Annotated in this window: 14 protein-coding genes; 12 read left to right on the top strand and 2 right to left on the bottom strand. The window is 74.5% G+C overall.

The genetic code is table 11. The annotated features are described in order from the left end of the window. Positions 1-22: 22 nt before the first annotated feature. The 9 genes from AB0E83_RS20615 (at position 23) to AB0E83_RS20655 (ending at position 8,944) form a co-directional block, all read left to right on the top strand. Positions 23-538, top strand: a complete 516-nt coding sequence (locus AB0E83_RS20615; protein ID WP_362113537.1) for a PadR family transcriptional regulator — start codon at positions 23-25, stop codon at positions 536-538. Next, positions 535-1,287 carry an ABC transporter ATP-binding protein gene (locus tag AB0E83_RS20620; RefSeq protein WP_362113539.1) on the top strand — a complete coding sequence of 251 codons (753 nt, stop codon included), beginning with the start codon at positions 535-537 and terminating at the stop codon, positions 1,285-1,287. The genes AB0E83_RS20615 and AB0E83_RS20620 overlap by 4 nt, the downstream gene beginning before the upstream one ends. A 51-nt stretch (positions 1,288-1,338) precedes the next feature. Next, positions 1,339-3,642 carry an FtsX-like permease family protein gene (locus AB0E83_RS20625; RefSeq protein ID WP_362113541.1) on the top strand — a complete coding sequence of 768 codons (2,304 nt, stop codon included), beginning with the start codon at positions 1,339-1,341 and terminating at the stop codon, positions 3,640-3,642. A gap of 194 nt (positions 3,643-3,836) precedes the next feature. After that, positions 3,837-4,856 (top strand): alcohol dehydrogenase catalytic domain-containing protein, encoded by a 1,020-nt coding sequence (locus AB0E83_RS20630; RefSeq protein ID WP_362113576.1) that lies wholly within the window; start codon positions 3,837-3,839, stop codon positions 4,854-4,856. 387 nt (positions 4,857-5,243) lie between these two features. Further along, positions 5,244-5,645 carry a hypothetical protein gene (locus tag AB0E83_RS20635; protein WP_362113543.1) on the top strand — a complete coding sequence of 134 codons (402 nt, stop codon included), beginning with the start codon at positions 5,244-5,246 and terminating at the stop codon, positions 5,643-5,645. A 445-nt stretch (positions 5,646-6,090) separates the two neighbouring features. After that, positions 6,091-7,308, top strand: a complete 1,218-nt coding sequence (locus tag AB0E83_RS20640; protein ID WP_362113545.1) for an MFS transporter — start codon at positions 6,091-6,093, stop codon at positions 7,306-7,308. A 232-nt stretch (positions 7,309-7,540) separates the two neighbouring features. Beyond that, the gene (locus AB0E83_RS20645; protein ID WP_362113548.1) at positions 7,541-8,206 is read left to right on the top strand and encodes a class I SAM-dependent methyltransferase; all 666 of its coding nucleotides are present in this window, start codon (positions 7,541-7,543) and stop codon (positions 8,204-8,206) included. Next, complete coding sequence (locus AB0E83_RS20650) at positions 8,203-8,490, top strand: sulfurtransferase TusA family protein (protein WP_362113551.1); 288 nt, start codon at positions 8,203-8,205, stop codon at positions 8,488-8,490. Before AB0E83_RS20645 ends, AB0E83_RS20650 begins: the two co-directional genes overlap by 4 nt. A gap of 187 nt (positions 8,491-8,677) precedes the next feature. Next, positions 8,678-8,944 (top strand): hypothetical protein, encoded by a 267-nt coding sequence (locus AB0E83_RS20655; protein ID WP_362113554.1) that lies wholly within the window; start codon positions 8,678-8,680, stop codon positions 8,942-8,944. Between the two features lie 83 nt (positions 8,945-9,027). On the opposite strand, the gene AB0E83_RS20660 is transcribed toward AB0E83_RS20655, so the two are convergent. Together AB0E83_RS20660 and AB0E83_RS20665 are read right to left on the bottom strand one after the other, a co-directional pair. Next, positions 9,028-9,402, bottom strand: coding sequence for a hypothetical protein (locus tag AB0E83_RS20660; protein ID WP_362113555.1), 375 nt, complete (start codon positions 9,400-9,402; stop codon positions 9,028-9,030). Positions 9,403-9,725: 323 nt separating this feature from the next. Then, positions 9,726-13,490 (bottom strand): hypothetical protein, encoded by a 3,765-nt coding sequence (locus AB0E83_RS20665; protein WP_362113558.1) that lies wholly within the window; start codon positions 13,488-13,490, stop codon positions 9,726-9,728. Between the two features lie 300 nt (positions 13,491-13,790). Here AB0E83_RS20665 and AB0E83_RS20670 point away from each other — a divergent pair, with 300 nt between their 5' ends. From AB0E83_RS20670 to AB0E83_RS20680, 3 genes are all read left to right on the top strand, one after another. After that, a complete protein-coding gene (locus AB0E83_RS20670; RefSeq protein ID WP_362113561.1) occupies positions 13,791-13,958 on the top strand; it encodes a hypothetical protein in 168 nt (55 codons plus the stop codon). 1 nt (position 13,959) lies between these two features. Beyond that, positions 13,960-14,964, top strand: coding sequence for a peptidoglycan-binding protein (locus AB0E83_RS20675; RefSeq protein WP_362113564.1), 1,005 nt, complete (start codon positions 13,960-13,962; stop codon positions 14,962-14,964). Between the two features lie 98 nt (positions 14,965-15,062). After that, positions 15,063-15,983 carry a DUF6528 family protein gene (locus AB0E83_RS20680; RefSeq protein ID WP_362113567.1) on the top strand — a complete coding sequence of 307 codons (921 nt, stop codon included), beginning with the start codon at positions 15,063-15,065 and terminating at the stop codon, positions 15,981-15,983. Positions 15,984-16,090 lie beyond the last annotated feature (107 nt).

Consider the following 16,090-nt stretch of genomic DNA (forward strand, 5'->3'; position numbering starts at 1 on the left):
GAGGATCAGGAGGACTGCACCGGTGCGCCTGCCTCTCCTGGCGCTTCTCGCGCGTGGAGCCGCCCACGGATACGAGCTGAAACTGGGCCTTGAGCAACTCCTGGGCTCCGCGTACCCTCAGCCCAACGTCGGCCAGATCTACGTCACCCTCGGCCGCCTCGAGAAGTCCGGCATGATCGAGTGCGAGGACGTCGAGCAGACCGGCCGTCCCAACAAGAAGGTCTACCACCTCACCGACTCCGGCCGGGAGGCCCTGCGGGACTGGTTCGAGGAGACGGAGGACGAACCGCGGGTGCGGGACGAGTTCTTCATGAAACTCGCCCTCGCCCCGCAGACCGGCCTGGCCGGCCAGATCGACCTCATCAACCGTCAGCGGCGCCAGTACCTGAACACCATGCGGCAGCTGTCCAAGCTGGCGGCCGGCGAGGACCGCGACAACCGCATCGCCCGTCTGCTGATCGAAGGGGCGATGCTGCACCTCCAGGCCGACCTCGATTGGCTGGAGCGGTGCCAGGAAGAACTGGAGGGGCAGGAATGAGCGACGCTCCCACTCCCCTGCTGCGCGCCGAGGGGCTGACGAAGACGCACCACGGCGAGGGAGCCCCCGTGCACGCCGTGCGCGGTGTCGACCTGGTCGTGCGGCGGGGCGAGTTCGTCGCGGTCACCGGTCCGTCCGGTGCCGGGAAGTCGACCCTCCTGCACCTGCTCGGTGGGCTGCAGCGGCCGGACTCCGGCAGCATCTGGCTGGACGGCGAACGCGCCGACGGGTACGGGGAGGCCCGCTGGGCCGTCGAGCGCCGCACGCGCGTCGGGATCGTCTTCCAGTTCTTCAACCTGGTGTCCGACCTGTCCGTCGCCGACAACGTCGAACTGCCCGCCCTGCTCGCCGGAGTCCCGCCCAGGCGGGCGCGCGCCGAACGGGAACGGCTGCTGGCCGAGCTGGGACTCGGCGGCAAGGAACGCGGCATGCCCGACGAGCTGTCCGGCGGAGAGCAGCAGCGGGTGGCGCTCGCACGGGCACTGGTCAACCACCCGCCCCTGCTGCTGGCCGACGAACCCGCGGGCAGCCTCGACAGCAAGGGCACCCGGGACGTGATGCGGCTGCTCTCGCGCTTCCACGAGCGCGGCCAGGCGATCCTGCTCGTCACGCACGACGCACGCCTGGCGAGCGCGGCGGACCGGGTGATCACCTTCTTCGACGGGCAGATCGTCGACGACGTGGAACTCGCCGACGAGCCGGCGGCTCCCCGGACGGGGACATCGGGCGTGCTGGAGCTGAGGGACTGACATGCGGACGTCCGGCCACGGACCCGTTCGCGGACGGAGGGACTGAGTCCTGTGCGAGCCACTCTGCGCTGGGCGTACGCGGACCTGCGCGCGCACCGGGGCGAGGCGCTGTTCCTCGTCCTGGCCACCGCGGGCATCGTCGGCTCCCTCCTCCTGGCCCTCGCACTCTTCGGCTACGCCACCAACCCCTGGCAGCGGACCTTCGCCCAGGCGCGCGGGGCGCACGTCTGGCTCCACGTCCTGCCCACCGCCGACGCCTCGGAGCTGGCCGGTCTCGACGGGGTCGAGTCGGTCGCCGGCCCCTACCCCGCCGCCGTCGTCACCGTCGCGTCCGGCCCGGGCCGCGCCACCGTGGAACTGCGCGGCAGCTCGTCCGACGTGCCGTCGACCGGCCGTCCCCTGCTGACCTCCGGCCACTGGCTGAGGGCGTCCGAGCCCGACGGGGTGGTTCTGGAGAGCTGGCTCGCCCGGGCCCTGCTCGCCGAGCCCGGAGACACGCTCACCGTTCCCGCCGGCGGCCGCGTCCTGCGGGTCGTGGGCATCGCCGACAGCCCCGAACCCCGCTACCGGCCCGGCGAACAGCCCGGCGTGGTCTGGGCCCAGCCGACGGCGGTGTCCGGCGCGGACTCCCTGGTGGTCGGGTTGCGGCTCGACGACCCGGACGACACCGGATACGCCGTCCAGCGAGCGGTGACCGCCCTGGGGGCGGGGGCGATCGGCAAGGTCTCCACCTGGCAGCAGGCCGAGGCCGAGGCGCAGGGGGACAACCGCCTGCTGGGCCAGGTGCTGGGCCTGTTCGGGCTGGGCGCGCTGATCGCCGCCGGCATCGCCGTGCACGGCGCGATCGGGACGCGGATCCGCGGTCACCTGCGGGACATCTCCGTGCTGAAGGCGATCGGCTTCACGCCCGGCCAGGTCGTCCGTCTCTTCCTCCTCCAGCACACGGCGTACGCCCTGCTCGGCGCGATCGCCGCCGCCGTGCTGACCGGAACGCTGGGCAGCTGGATCCCGGGGCGGCTCGGGGACGCGGTGGGCCTGTGGCAGAGCCTGCCGCACCACACCGCCGCCCTGATCGTCGTCCCGCTGTGCGCCGTGCTGTTCATCGGCGCGACCACCGGGCTCGCCGCCTGGCGGGCGGGGCGCGTACCACCGGTGCCCACCCGTCGGCGCTCCGGTGCGCCGACGGGCGGCCGGCTGTCGGCCCCGGCCCGCCGTGCCCTCGGGGCACGGGTCGGGGCGGCGGGGCTGCCGCCCGCGCTGGTGCTGGGCTGGCACCGGGCGTTCACCCGCCGCCCGCGGTCGTGGGGGACCGTGGCCCGGCTCGCTCTGCCCCTGCTGCTGATCGTGGTCGCGCTGAGCGCGTGGACCACCATCGAGCGGTTCCACAGCAGGCCCGCGGAAGTGGGCCTGCCCACCGCGCTCGGCGTGCGGGCGGACGCCGCGCTCGGCGAGCGGGAGGTGCGCGCCCTCCTGGAGCGGGATCCTCAGGTGGCGGCGGCGTACCCGGGCGTCGAGGTGGCCGCTCTGGTGCCCGGCCAGACGGCGACGATCACCCTGCGCGGTCTCGGCACCCGCGAGGACCCCTACCCGTACGCCCTGGCCGAGGGCCGTCCCGCGCAAGGCCCCGACGAGGCGGTGGCCGGGCAGGGGCTGCTCGACCTGCTGGACGTACGGGTCGGGGACTGGGTGCGGATGACCGTGGGCTCCCAGCCGCAGATCCTGCACATCGTCGGCCGCAGCATCGAGCCGGAGAACGCCGGGCGGACCGTCTCCACCTCCTTCGACACCCTGCGCGCCAACGACCCCCGGCTCCGTCCGACGCTCCACAGGCTGCGCCTGACCCCGGACGCCGACCCCCGGCAGGTCGCCGGCCGGCTCGCGGCCGCCGGACGGGGGCACCTGGACGTGAACACCGTGGCGAACCCGGTCGACGGCCTGTCCGCCCTGCGGGGAGTCGTCCCCGGTCTGATCGCGGTGCTCGCCCTCATCGGCCTCATCGATCTGCTGACCGCGATCGGCGGCACCGTCCGCGAGCACGAGCGGAACCTGCCCGCGCTGAAGGCGATCGGGCTGTCCCCCCGTCAGATCGCCGCCATCACCGTCACCACCACCGGCTGCACCGCTCTCGCCGCCTCCCTCCTGGGGACGGTCCTGGGGGTGCCGCTCGCGCGCCTGCTGATCGACGCCCAGGGCCGTTCGAGCGGTATGGGCGCGGGGATCGCCGAGGCCCCCTCCCCCGCCCTGCTGGCGGCGCTGGTGCTGGCGGCCGTCCTGGGGGCGGCGGTGCTCGCCGCCCTGCCGGCGGGCCGGTCGGCGCGGCGCCGCTTCTCGGAGACGCTCGGCGCGGTCGGCTGAACGGAGGGCACGGCGCGGGCGGGTGCCGTCCTGCCCGAAAGAGCACGGCTCTCGTCCATTTGGTGCACGAACCGCGGTCGGAGCGACCGCGCCGGGCCACCGGGGGTGGATCTTGTCGCCGGGTCCACTCGTCGGACGCCACCGGCAGCACGGGTCCGGGGCGCGAATGGAGGGAAGCGATGTCCCAGCTGAGAATGGCTCACGTGGCGTCTCCCGGAGGGGAGTTCGAGGTCGTCACAGGCGACCTCCCGGTGCCCGGGCCCCAGGAGGTCCGGATCCGTGTGGAAGCGGCGGGCGTGTGCCGGACCGATGCCATGTTCGTCGCCGGCGCCTTCCCCGGCGTGGGCTTCCCACTGGTGCCCGGCCACGAGATCGCCGGCCGCGTCGAGGCGCTCGGCGACGCCGTTCAGGGCCGTGCCGTGGGCGACCGCGTGGTCGTGGGCTGGTTCGGAGGGGAGTGCGGGCGCTGTCGGGCCTGCCGCTCGGGAGACCTGATGATGTGCCCCGACCTGCTGGTGCCCGGGTGGTCGATGCGAGGCGGGTACGCGAGCCATGTCGTCGTCCCGGAGCGTGCGCTGGCCCGTGTCCCCGACGGCCTCGGACTCGTGGAGGCGGCGCCGATGGGGTGTGCCGGGGTCACGGCCTTCAACGCCCTGCGTCACAGCGGTGCCCGCCCCGGGGACACCGTGGCCGTCCTCGGTCTGGGGGGCGTCGGTCACCTGGCCGCACAGTTCGCGGCCCGATCCGGCATGCGCACCGTGGTCCTGGCCCGGGGCGCCGAGAAGGGTGTCCTCGCCCGCGAGCTCGGGGCCCACTCCTACATCGACACGACCACCGGTTCGCCCGCAGAGGAGCTGGGGCGGCTCGGCGGCGCCCAGGTGATCATCGCCGCGGCCGCCAGCGCTCCCGCGGCCTCCGCCCTCCTGCGGGGCCTCGCGCCCCGGGGCCGCCTGGTCGTCGTGGGAGTCGACGCCGAACCGCTGACGGTGCCGACCGCGCCGCTCGTGGCGGCGGGACAGGTCGTCCAGGGGCACCCCGCCGGCACGGCCGCCGACGCGGAGGAGGCCATGCGCTTCGCCGTCCTGCACGGTGTGCGCCCCATGGTCGAGACCGCCGCCCTCACGGAGGTCTCCGAAGCCTTCGCCCGCATGCTGACGGGCCGCGCCCGCCTCCGCATGGTCCTGACGCCGGACGGGGACGGCGCACCGGGGTGACCCGTCCCGGCAGACGGCGGAGACCCGGCCGGCGGTCCCCGCCACGACGGTGGGTGCCGTCCGGCGGGTCGGCCACCGCGACGGACGTCCGCGCTCCGGGTCTCATGGAGCGGGTGATCGGCTGTCCTCGTCACCGCGGGCAAGGCGTCCTGGCCGGTCGAGCTGCCGCCGCCTCGGCACGTGGCGTGGCCGATGTCGCAGGCCGGCGGTCGTGGACGGCGTCGGGAGGCGCTCGGCGTGCCCGGGGCTCGATGCCGGCCAGAGGCTGTCCGGCGGATCTCGCCGGGGTCGCGGGGGCCGGCGCGCGCGTCCGCGGCGTACAGGAGGCGCCGGCCGGGTCGGCCCGGTCCTGTCCGGTCCTCCGGGCAGGCCATAGGATGGCCGCTCATGGACTCCCTCGCCGATGACCTGCCGTTGCTGGAGTTGCTGTGCGCCGCCGACGACGTGCGGGTCCCCGGCGCGCTCGAGTCGTCGGTCCCGCACGGGAAAGCTCCCGACGCGGTGGTGGACACCTACGTGGTCGACGGCGGCCGGCTGCTTCTCGCCCTGTGGCGCGGCCGGCTGCACGAGGTGATCTACCAGACCCCGGCGGAGTCCGGAGAGGACGCGGCGCGGCGCAACGACCGGCTGTTCGCGCACTACGGACAGGGCAACGGCTGGACCGAGATCCTCGACAACGGTTTCGGCAAGACCTATCGCCGTGCCGATCAGAAGCAGTACGCGTTGTGGAGCTACGCGAGGGACATCGTGACCTTCGGCACGATGGACTTCCACCAGGTCAAGTGGTAGATCCCGCACGGCGGATCACGGTCGGAGCCATGAACGGACCGCCGCCGCGGTGACGGTGCCGCGGACGACGCGGGCCCTTTCGCCGTGGCGGACGGCGACCGCCCGGGGCTTCTCGAACCGGTCGACGATCCGCTCGGCCGCGTTGCGGCGGCGGGGGCCGTACGCCTTGTCGCCGCTGACGTGACCCGCCCGGGTCCGGGCGGAAAAAGGGGGCGAACGCGGCGGTCCGAGCTCCGTGGGCCGGGGGAAGGCGATTCCGAGGTGCGGGTCCTGTCGGACGCGGACGGCCTGTCCCTCCCCGTCGGCCTCCCGGCCGCCGGCACCCGCCGCCCCGCTCCGGTTCGGGGCTCGTCGTTGATGTCGGAATCCTGCCGGAAGACGGTGCCCGTTCCTGTTGGACTAGGGGGCACATTCCCCATGTGACGCCCAGTTCAGGACAGGATTCATGTCTGCGGCCACCACCTCTTCCGTTCCCTCTCTCGCCTCGCCCGACCGCTCGCCCCTGGTTTCCTGGCTGGCCGTCATCGCGGTGACGGCGGGGATCTTCTCCATCGTCACCACCGAGATCCTCCCGATCGGTCTGCTCACCTCGATCGGGTCGAGCTTCACCGTCTCGGACGGAATGGCCGGTCTCATGATGACCATGCCCGGGTTCCTGGCCGCGGTCTCGGCCCCCCTGGTCACCGTGGCCACGGGGCGCGTCGACCGGCGGGTCATGCTGGGCGCGTTCATCCTCCTGCTGGCGCTGGCCAATTTCCTGGCCGCCGTCGCGCCGAACTATGGGGTGGTCCTGATCTCCCGCGTCATGGTGGGGATCACCATCGGCGGCTTCTGGTCCATCGGGGCCGGGCTCGCCGGCCAGCTGGTTCCCGCCAGGTCCGTGGGCCGCGCGACCTCGGTGATCTTCTCCGCGGTACCGCTCGGCTCCGTCCTCGGGGTGCCGCTGGGCACGTTCATCGGTGACATCGCGGGGTGGCGGACGGCTTTCCTCGTCATGGGCTGCTTCACGCTGGCCGTTCTCGTCCTGCTGCTCCTGGTCGTCCCGCCGCTCCCCTCCGACCGGGCGACCCGCCTCGACCTCCTCGGCGGCATGCTCCGGAGCGTCAACACCCGTTTCGCCCTGGTGATCACCTTCCTCGTCGTGCTCGCCCACTTCGGCACGTACACGTACGTCACTCCCTTCCTGGAGCAGGTGACCCACGTGAGCTCGGGGCTCATCACGGTCTATCTGCTCCTCTACGGAGCGGCCGGCATCGCCGGCAACTTCCTCGGAGGATCCGCGGTGGGACGCCACCCGCGGGCCACCTTCGCCGCGGTCGGCGCGTCGATCGCCGGTGCGACCCTGCTCCTCCCCGTCCTCGGCGGGTCGGAGGCGGGAGCGGTGGCGCTGCTGATCGTCTGGGGCGTCGCCTACGGCGCCGTCCCGGTCTGCTCGCAGACGTGGTTCGTCAAGGCCGCGCCCGGCTCCCCCGAGGCGTCCTCCGTCCTCTTCACGGCCTCTTTCCAGGCCACCATCTCCATTGGAGCCCTGGTCGGAGGGGCCGTCCTCGATCGCTCCTCGCCCTCGGCGGTCATGGTGCTGGGCGGCCTGGCGGCCGTGCTGATGGTGCTCGTGACCTGGGCCCACCGGGCAGGGCGGTTCTCGTGGCCCAAGGCTTCCTAGGCACACCGCGTCGGGGCAGTCGTCCCCCGCGGGGCGCGCGCCGCGGGGGACGTGCCCCGCGGCTCCCCCCTCTCACCCGATCACGCCCGCCCCGGATCGGGCCCCGACCCGGTCGGACGCCGACCCGGTCGGACGCCGACCCGGCGGACGGTGCCTCCGCCGCACCCCGCAGGGCACGGTCTAAGCTGGTCACGGCATCGGCTGTGAGACGGAAGCAGGAAGGCGCCTCGGCATGGGGGGCACGGAGAAGGATCTGGCGGGCGCGCAGCGCGAGCACTGGCAGGAGACCTACGCCGCCCACCCCGGCATGTACGGCGAGCTGCCCTCCGCGCCCGCGGTCCACGCCGCCGGGGTGTTCCGGGCCGCCGGCGCGCGTGACGTGCTGGAACTCGGTGCCGGACACGGCCGGGACGCCCTGTACTTCGCCCGCGAGGGCTTCACCGTGCGGGCCACCGACTTCAGCCCCGTCGGCCTGGAGCAGCTGCGGGAGGCCGCCCGCGCCCAGGACGTCGCGGGGCGGGTCACCACCGCCGTCCACGACGTCCGTGAGGCGCTGCCCCTGCCGGACGGATCCGTGGACGCCGTGTTCGCGCACATGCTGCTGTGCATGGCGCTGTCCACCCGGGAGATCCACGCGGCGGTGGGCGAGATCCGGCGCGTCCTGCGGCCCGGCGGCGTCCTCGTCTACACCGTCCGGCACACGGGCGACGCCCACTACGGCGCGGGCACCGCGCACGGCGACGACATCTACGAGCACGGCGGCTTCGCCGTCCACTTCTTCGACCGCGGCCTGGTCGACGCCCTCGCCGACGGCTGGACCCTGAGCGAGGTCCACTCCTTCGAGGAGGGCGACCTGCCCCGCCGCCTGTGGCGCGTCACCCAGACCCTGCCCCGATGAACGCGATCCCCGCACCGGACGTCACCGTCGACGGCACCGGCCTGCTCTGCGTGACGCTCCTGCTGCGCCTGCGCACCCGCATCGCCACCGCCGCGCCCGGCACGGTCGTCCACGTCCTCGCCACCGACCCGGCCGCGCCCCTCGACCTCCCGGCCTGGTGCCACATGACCGGGCACGAGTACCTCGGCCCCGTCCCCGGCGACCGGCCGGTGTACGCGCTGCGGCTCGCCCCCGACGCCCTCCCCACCCGGCCGGACGCGCCCTGGCACCGGGCCGGCTCCTGACCGCCGCACGGACCTCCCCGGGCGGCGGTCGGCCCGTCCGGCTTCGACGGCGGACGATCCGGCTCCGCCGTCACAGGACACCGGCTCTCCGGGTGTACCCGCGTGGCCGGAGAGCGGCCTCCGGACTCGAACCGAACCGAGCCGAATCGAACCGAGTCGAACCGAACCGTACCGAGGAGAAGGGTGAGTGACGGAGATGACTTTCTCGGAAGCGCTGGAGGACTGGGTCGACTGGGACCAGGCCGCGTACGAGCTGGGGTTGAGCCTCGGCGCGCTCACGGCCGACGTTCCCTTCTCGAAGAGCAAGAGGATCTTCTGGGAGGACAACCCGGCCGGACGCGCTCTCCACGCCACCCTCCTGGCGCTCGTGGAGGCCGGCTTGCTGGAGTCACGCGACGACGACGAGCAGTTCCGGTGGGCGTCCACCAAGTTCCTAAACGTGTTCGACGACTGAACTCCCGACCGGGCCGCCCGCTGGACCGGCCTCCCCGAAGGCATCGCCGTCGCCGACTCGGCCGCCGTCGGAGCGCCCCGGGCTCATCGACAAGCGGCTCCCGGTGGCGGCGGCACCGGTTCGAGGGCCACCTCCCCGAACCGCAGAAGCTGTCGGTCGAGGCGCCGTCCCAGCGCACCGGCCAGTTCGTCGAGGCCCTCGATCCCCAGTCCGCGGTAGGCGCTGACGGGCAGCGAGATCTTCCCGTCGGGTTCCTGGGAACCTTGCGCGACGGCCCGCCGCAGGGCGAAGCCCGCCCGCTCCCGCCACTGCTCGGGCGTGCCGTTCCGTTCCAGCCGGTACTGGCGCCGGGACAGCCACACGCCGTCACCGTACGGGTCCTTCGGCACGCCCTTCGGTGTGCGGCCGAACATCGGCATCCCGCCGCCCCCGGCGAGGAGCAAGGGAACGAAGGCCACGACGGCGCCTACGGGCAGATAGATCCACTGCAGGTAGAACTGGCACCGCAGCCCCCAGACCGAACGTGGCGGCAACGGCCCGTACTCGATCCGGCCTGATGTCCCCTCACGCGACCCCCCACCCACGAACAACCCCCGTTTCGCGTACCGGCGTACTGCCGCCCGGGGAAATCATGACGCGGGTGCGGCGGGCCTGTCACGGCGTCTCCCCCGCGTACCGGCCCCGCGTGCCGGCCCCGCGTGCCGGCAGCGCGCGGCCAGGACCGGCGGCGTCCGCGTCGGGCGTCGGCTCGGCTCGTCCCGTCCCGCCCCGTGGGTGCCGGTCAGCACACCCGGCGGTAGGGGACGCCGGGCAGGTACGTCCGCCACTCGGCGGGCGAGAGCGGGCCTCCGGCGCGGCGGCACACCTCGGTGACCGCCCGCGCCGGGTCGATGTCGTACGTCTGGACGGGGACGCGCGCGCCCGCCGCGTGCAGGGTGCGGCCGTCCGCGCCGAACGCGAGGGACAGGACGGTGTCCCCCGCGCCGGGCAGGGCGGTACCCAGCGGCTGCTGGGAGGCCACGTCCCACAACCGCACGGTGCCGTACGACCCGGCCGCGGCGAGGACGGAGCCGTCGGGCGAGAAGGCGACGGCGGTGGTCTGCTCCGGTACGCCCGGCATGCCCTTGGACAGGCCGCCGGACAGCAGCCCGAGCGGTGTGCGCAGCCGTCCGTCCCACAGCGTGATGCCGGCCCCCGAGTCGATCACGGCGGCGCGGTCGCCGGTGGGGCTGAAGACGGTGCGGCACGCGCAGTTCTCCAGCCCGGTGCGCTCGTGGCCGGTTCCCGCGGCGCGGACGAGGGTGCCGGCGTCGGTCAGGATCGTGCCGCCGTCGGGGGAGACGGCGGTCAGGGCTCCGTCGTCCCCGTCCGCCTCGTCGTCCTTCCCCCGGTTCAGCACCCGCAGCCTCGTGCCGTCGGCGGCGTTCCGGACCGTGATCTCGCCGCCCGAGTCGTCCGTGGTCATCAGGGTCGTGCCGTCCGGGCCGAGGGCGAGACCGGTGAACGCCACCTCCTCGGACGAGGCGGCGACGTCCACGAGGCTCCGGTTGCGGGTGGTGTCCCACACGGTGATCCGGGTCGGCCGGCCGAGGTCGTCGGCCGCGCCCCGGCCGAAGGCGAGGCGCCGGCCGTCGGCGCTCAGCGACATCAGCACGGGGGAGTCCGCCGAGGTCCCGCCCGCCGGTGCCACCGGGACCGCGGCCAGGTGCCGGCCCGTACGGCCGTCGAGGAGGGCCAGGCGGCCGGCGCGGACGACGGCGACGACCCGGCCGTCGGCGCTGTGGACGGCCTGGGTGGCCGCCCTCTCCTGCCACGACGGGCCCAGGGCCCGGCTCACGTCGAGGCTGCGGATGGTCTGGGTGCCCTGGGGGCTGCCCGTGGTGTAGCGCAGCGCGCGTGCCTCCGTGTCGATGCGCACCTCCTCGGCCCCCTCCTCGGCGACCGGGTGCCGGAAGACCGGGCCGTGGGGGCGGTCCAGTCGCCACAGGAGGATGTCGCCGGAGCCGACGCCGGCGGCGAACCTCCCGTCCGGGCTGAAGGTGAAGCTCACGGGGGCGACCTGTTCGAGCCTGGGCAGCTCCTCGCCGGTGGAGACGTCGACGCGCCGGAGGCCGTGCCCGTCCTGCATGGCCAGCGCCCGGCCGTCCGGGGTGAACCACGGGAGGCCCTCCGCCTCGCAGGACGGGCGGGCGGTCCAGGCGGTGTCCGCGCGGCGGTCGGCGCGCAGGTCCCAGAGCCGCAGTCCGTTCGAGGCGCACAGGGCGAGCAGCCGTCCGTCCGGGGAGACGTCGCCCCACAACCGGCCGCCCTCGCCCGGGAACTCGCGGGCGAACTGCCGTGCGCCGCTGCGGACGTCCCACACCTCCACGCGGTCGTCCACCCCCACCAGCAGGGAGTTCCCGCTGTGGCTGAACCCCATGGCGTAGCTCGACCCCTCGGGGTCCGCCGTCCCCGCGACGGAGTCGGAGCCGGGGGGCGCCGCGTCGCGGACGAGGGACGGGCCGTGCCAGCGCCCGGCCCGTACGTCCCACAGCCGCAGCCGCGAGCCCCCGTCGGTCCAGCCGGTCAGGAACCGTCCGTCGGGCGAGATCTGGTGCCCCATGGCGGAGGCGTCCTCGCCGAGCCGGGGGCGGTAGGTGGCCGAGACCCGCCGGGTGCGCAGGTCCCACAGGGTGACCTCGTTCGCCTCCGTGGTGATCAGTGTGCGGCCGTCGGCGCTCAGGACCGACGACTCCGGCGGACCGCCCGGCGGGGTGAACGGCGGCAGCTCCGGCTGCGCCAGCGCGCCCAGCAGGGCCGAGCGGGTCTCCGGCGCACGGCTGAGCTGCCAGGCGGCCACGCTCAGGCGCAGCGCGGTGCGCGGGTCGGAGGGGCGCAGTCCCTCGGCCGCCGTGGCGGCGCGGCGGGCCGCGGACGCGAGGCGCTCCTGCTCACCGGCCTGGTTCTGCTGCCACGCGACCGCGCCGACGACCAGGGCGAGGACGAGCAGCAGGACGGCGGAGCCGACCAGGGCGCGGTGCCGCCGGCGCTCCCGGGTGCGGGCGGCCCGGCCGGCGTCGAGGAACTCCCGCTCCAGCGGGGTCAGGTCGCCGTCGCGGCCGGTGCCGGCGAAGCACTCCTCGGCCTCGGCGAGCCGTACGCCGCGGTACAGCGCTCCCGCGTCCCGGCCCAGGTCCCGCCAGGCGACGGCGGCCTGGGTGAGACGCCGCAGGACGCGCAGCCGGTTGCGGTCGTCCTCGATCCAGGCCGTGAGCCGGGGCCAGCCGGTGATCAGCGCCTCGTGGGCGAGGTGGACGGTGGTGCCGTCCAGGGTGATCAGACGGGCGCGGGCCAGGCGGTCCAGCACGGCGTCGACCTCCCCGGCCCGTTCGGGGTCGCCCGTCTCCAGTTCCGCGCGGTCCACCGGGCGGCGGGTGTCGGCGGTGCCGTCGCCGGGGGCGATGAGCCGCAGCAGGACGCGCCGGGCGAGGGCGGCCCGCTCCCGGTCGAGCCCGGCGTACAGCTCTTCCGCCGTCTGCGCGATGGCGCCCCGTACCCCGCCGGCCGCCTCGTACGCCCGGAGGGTGAGGGTGCGGCCGGAGCGCCGGCGCCAGGTCTCCAGCAGCGCGTGCGAGAGCAGCGGCAGACCGCCCGGCTCCCCGGCGACCTCCTCCACGAGCTGGGCGGTCAGGGCGCGCTCGACGATGAGGCCGCGCGCGGCGGCGGGCTTGACGATGACCTCCCGGAGCTCCTCGGGACGCATCGGGCCCACGGGCACGCCGGCGTCGCGCAACACGTCCACCAGGCCCGGGTGTTCGAGGCACCGCCCGAAGAAGTCCGCGCGGATGCCGAGGACCACGCGCAGCCGGCGGTCCGGCTCCCGCGCGGCCAGCAGCATGGCGATGAACTCGGCGCGTTCGGCGGGGTCGGGGCAGAGGGTGAAGACCTCCTCGAACTGGTCCACCAGGATGTGGGTGTCCCCCTCGCCGGGGGCCGGTTCCAGCACGGCGCCGTGGGTGCGCACGGGGTGCTCGCCGGGGGTGAGGATGCGGATCGCGGCGGGCCGGGGCCCCGGTTCCGTCCCCTGTCGCAGCCGGGGGACGAGGCCGGCGCGCAGCAGGGAGGACTTCCCGCTGCCGGACGGGCCGACGGCCGCGGCGCACCGGTGCGTGCGGGTGAGTTCGAGGAGGCTGTCCACCAGGGGGGCGCGTCCGAAGAACACCTCGGCGTCGCCGGGTTCGAACCGGGCCAGCCCCCGGTACGGCGACTCCTCGCCGCCCCCGTTCTCCCGCGGGACCGCGGCGACCTCCTCCGCCACGGCGTGCCACCGCTCCTCCCACTCCGCCGCGTCGCCGCCGCACGCCGCCACGTAGGCGAGGGTCACCGCCAGCGTCGGCAGCCGCTCCCCCGACGCGGCCTGGGACAGCGCGGGCGCGGAGTACGCCGACCGCCGCGCCATCGTCCGGTAGGTGGGGCCGCCCGCCCCGGCGCGCAGCGTGCGTAACTCCACCGCGAACCGTTCGACCGGTCCCGCTTCGGGATCGAGCGGATTCTCACGACGACCCATGTCCAGCCCCCCGTGGCCCTGGTACGTACCGCAGTTGTGTCGCCGTCACGCTAGGACGCCTGTTCGCGGCGGCCAAGTCGGCGCGCGCCGGGGCGGCCGAGTCGGCCCACGCAGGGGCGGCGGAGTCGGTGCGCGCCGGGGCGGCCGGGTCGGCCCGCGCAGGGGCGGCGGATTGATTACCAGCACGAACAGGGGCTGCCCATCAACGCTCCGGCGGCTGGACTCGTCGTCGAGCGGCCCCCGCCGGGGTGCCGCGCTCCGGTGTTCCGCCACGCGGCGGACGAGCGAGAGGAACGGTTCGTGACCGAGCCCGTGAACGCGGCGGCCGAGACCGCCGAGAACGTGCCCTACCCGGTCGGCGGGGCGGGGATCTTCGACGTCGACCCGGACCAGGCCGGCGTCAGCCAGAACCCCGACGACGAGGTGACCGGGGACGTCGAGGCCCTTCCGGAAGACGTGGAGTTCTGACATGGGGAACGTACAGGGGATGCTGCGCGCCGCCCGCAAGCTGCTGGGCACCAAGGAGGAGCCGCCCGGCTCCAACCGCAACCACATCACGCGCTGGTACGGGTTCACCGGCCCGTGGTGCGACATGGCGGTCAGCTACGCGGCCGCCCACTCCGACAACCTGCCGGCCGTCATGGGCAAGTTCGCGCTGACGACCGCGCACGCCAGGGCCTTCCAGAAGAAGGGCCGCTTCCACTACGGCATAGGCGGCATCCGGCCGGGCGACATCGTGTTCTTCGACTGGTCCGGTTCGCGCTCCATCAGCCGGATCGACCACGTCGGCATCGTGGAGGCGGTCCACAAGAACCGCACCCTCATCACCCTGGAGGGCAACACCTCCAACGCCTTCCTCCGGCGGCGCCGCAACGCGGCCTGCATCGTGGGGTACGGGCGGCCCGCCTACAAGGACGGCGGCGCGCCGATGCCGGGCAACGACGGCATCCTGCGCCGGGGTTCCAAGGGGCAGGCGGTCAAGACGCTCCAGAAGAACCTGAACACGGTGCAGAACGCCAAACTGGCCGTGGACGGCGACTTCGGACCGGCCACCGAGAAGGCGCTGAGGGCCTTCCAGACGAAGCACAAGCTGCCCGTGGACGGAGCGTACGGGCCGAGCACGGCGGCGATGATGAAGGCGGTCCTCGCCGGCCGGAACAAGCCGGTCCGGCCCGTGGCCGTGGTGGCCGGGAGCGGCGCCCTCGTCGTCGACGGACAGTTCGGCCCGGCCACCTGCGCCGCGCTCCAGCGGGCGCTGAACGACAAGGCGAAGGCGGGGCTGGAGGTGGACGGCGCCTTCGGGCCGCTGACCGTCACGGCGCTCCAGCGGTACGTGAAGGCGAAGGCGGACGGCGTCGTCGGGCCGGAGACCGTCACCGCCCTCCGGCGCCACCTCGGTTCCGCACCGGGCGGCGCCTGGGACGCGGAGACCACCCGCCTGCTCCAGAAGGCCCTGAACGCGGGCACCTTCTGACGCGGGACCCCACCGGAACGGCCGGGGGCCGGGCGTCGCACGAGGGACGCCCGGCCCCCGGCCCCACCAGCGCGAGCACTCACCCGAGAGGACGACAGATGGACGCAACCCAGGCCCAAGCCCAAGCCCAGGCCCAAACCACGGCCACGGCCACGGCCACGGCGGGCGCGTACAAGGTGGCCATCACCGAACAGAAGAAGGGCCAGGTCCTCCTGTTCGACCGGACCGCCGGGTTCACCGACGCCAACGTGCTGTGGAGCTTCAGCACGGGCAACGCTCCCGGCTGGGACCACCCGTTCGAGGTCCGCTTCCGGGAGACCCAGCGGTACGGAACCATCGCCCTGATGACGTTCGGCAAGCCGGGCGAGGGCCGGGCCGGAATCGTCGACGTGACCTCCAAGCCCCACCTCACCCGTGCCGACCTGATGTGGTCGGCACGGATCACCAGCTACCCGCACAGCATCGAGCGGGTCCCCCGCGCGGGAACGGTCGTGGTGGCCGGCTCGCGCGACCGGCTGCACGTCTTCGCCCCCTCCGGCAGCGACCCCGCCACGCTCAAGGAGGTGCAGACGCTCGCCTTCACCAAGGCGCACGCGGTGCTGTGGGACGACCAGAACGAGCTGCTGTGGGTCACCGGGGGCACCCTCGTCCGCACCTACCGCGTCAAGGGCACGCTGCGCGCGGCCCGGCTGGAGAAGCACGGCCGGGACATCACCATCGCCGGGAACGGCCACGACATCCAGCCCGACTACGCCCGGCCGGGCACCCTGCTGGTCACCGACAGCCACCGGGTGTACTCGGTCGACAAGACGGCCCGGACGGCCACCGTCATCGCCAGGATGTCGTACGTGAAGTCCTACGTGCGGCACGCCGGCGGCCAGGCCATGTGGACGGCCGACCCCGACGTCGAGGACTCGGTCTGGGGCGGTTCGACCGTCCGCTTCTCGACCGGCGGCGACCGCACCCGGCCGGGCGCCCAGATCTACAAGGCGCGGCTCTACACCACCCGGTTCCACTGACCTCCCGGGCGCGCGGGCGGAGGACCTCGCCCGGCGCCGGAGGGGGCGGGCGGGGCGGCGGAGCGGCGGGCCGACGGCGGCACGGGGCGGCGGGGCGGCGGGGCGGC

This window comes from Streptomyces sp. NPDC035033 (genome assembly GCF_040636735.1).
Lineage (GTDB): Bacteria > Actinomycetota > Actinomycetes > Streptomycetales > Streptomycetaceae > Streptomyces.

Excerpts from the sequence above, each read along its gene's own strand:
- AB0E83_RS20630 (WP_362113576.1), top strand. The coding sequence starts at position 3,837 with ATGGCTCACGTGGCGTCTCCCGGAGGGGAGTTCGAGGTCGTCACAGGC.
- AB0E83_RS20635 (WP_362113543.1), top strand. The coding sequence starts at position 5,244 with ATGGACTCCCTCGCCGATGACCTGCCGTTGCTGGAGTTGCTGTGCGCC.
- AB0E83_RS20645 (WP_362113548.1), top strand. The coding sequence starts at position 7,541 with ATGGGGGGCACGGAGAAGGATCTGGCGGGCGCGCAGCGCGAGCACTGG.
- AB0E83_RS20620 (WP_362113539.1), top strand. The coding sequence starts at position 535 with ATGAGCGACGCTCCCACTCCCCTGCTGCGCGCCGAGGGGCTGACGAAG.
- AB0E83_RS20680 (WP_362113567.1), top strand. The coding sequence starts at position 15,063 with ATGGACGCAACCCAGGCCCAAGCCCAAGCCCAGGCCCAAACCACGGCC.
- AB0E83_RS20675 (WP_362113564.1), top strand. The coding sequence starts at position 13,960 with ATGGGGAACGTACAGGGGATGCTGCGCGCCGCCCGCAAGCTGCTGGGC.
- AB0E83_RS20640 (WP_362113545.1), top strand. The coding sequence starts at position 6,091 with ATGTCTGCGGCCACCACCTCTTCCGTTCCCTCTCTCGCCTCGCCCGAC.
- AB0E83_RS20665 (WP_362113558.1), bottom strand. The coding sequence starts at position 13,490 with ATGGGTCGTCGTGAGAATCCGCTCGATCCCGAAGCGGGACCGGTCGAA.
- AB0E83_RS20650 (WP_362113551.1), top strand. The coding sequence starts at position 8,203 with ATGAACGCGATCCCCGCACCGGACGTCACCGTCGACGGCACCGGCCTG.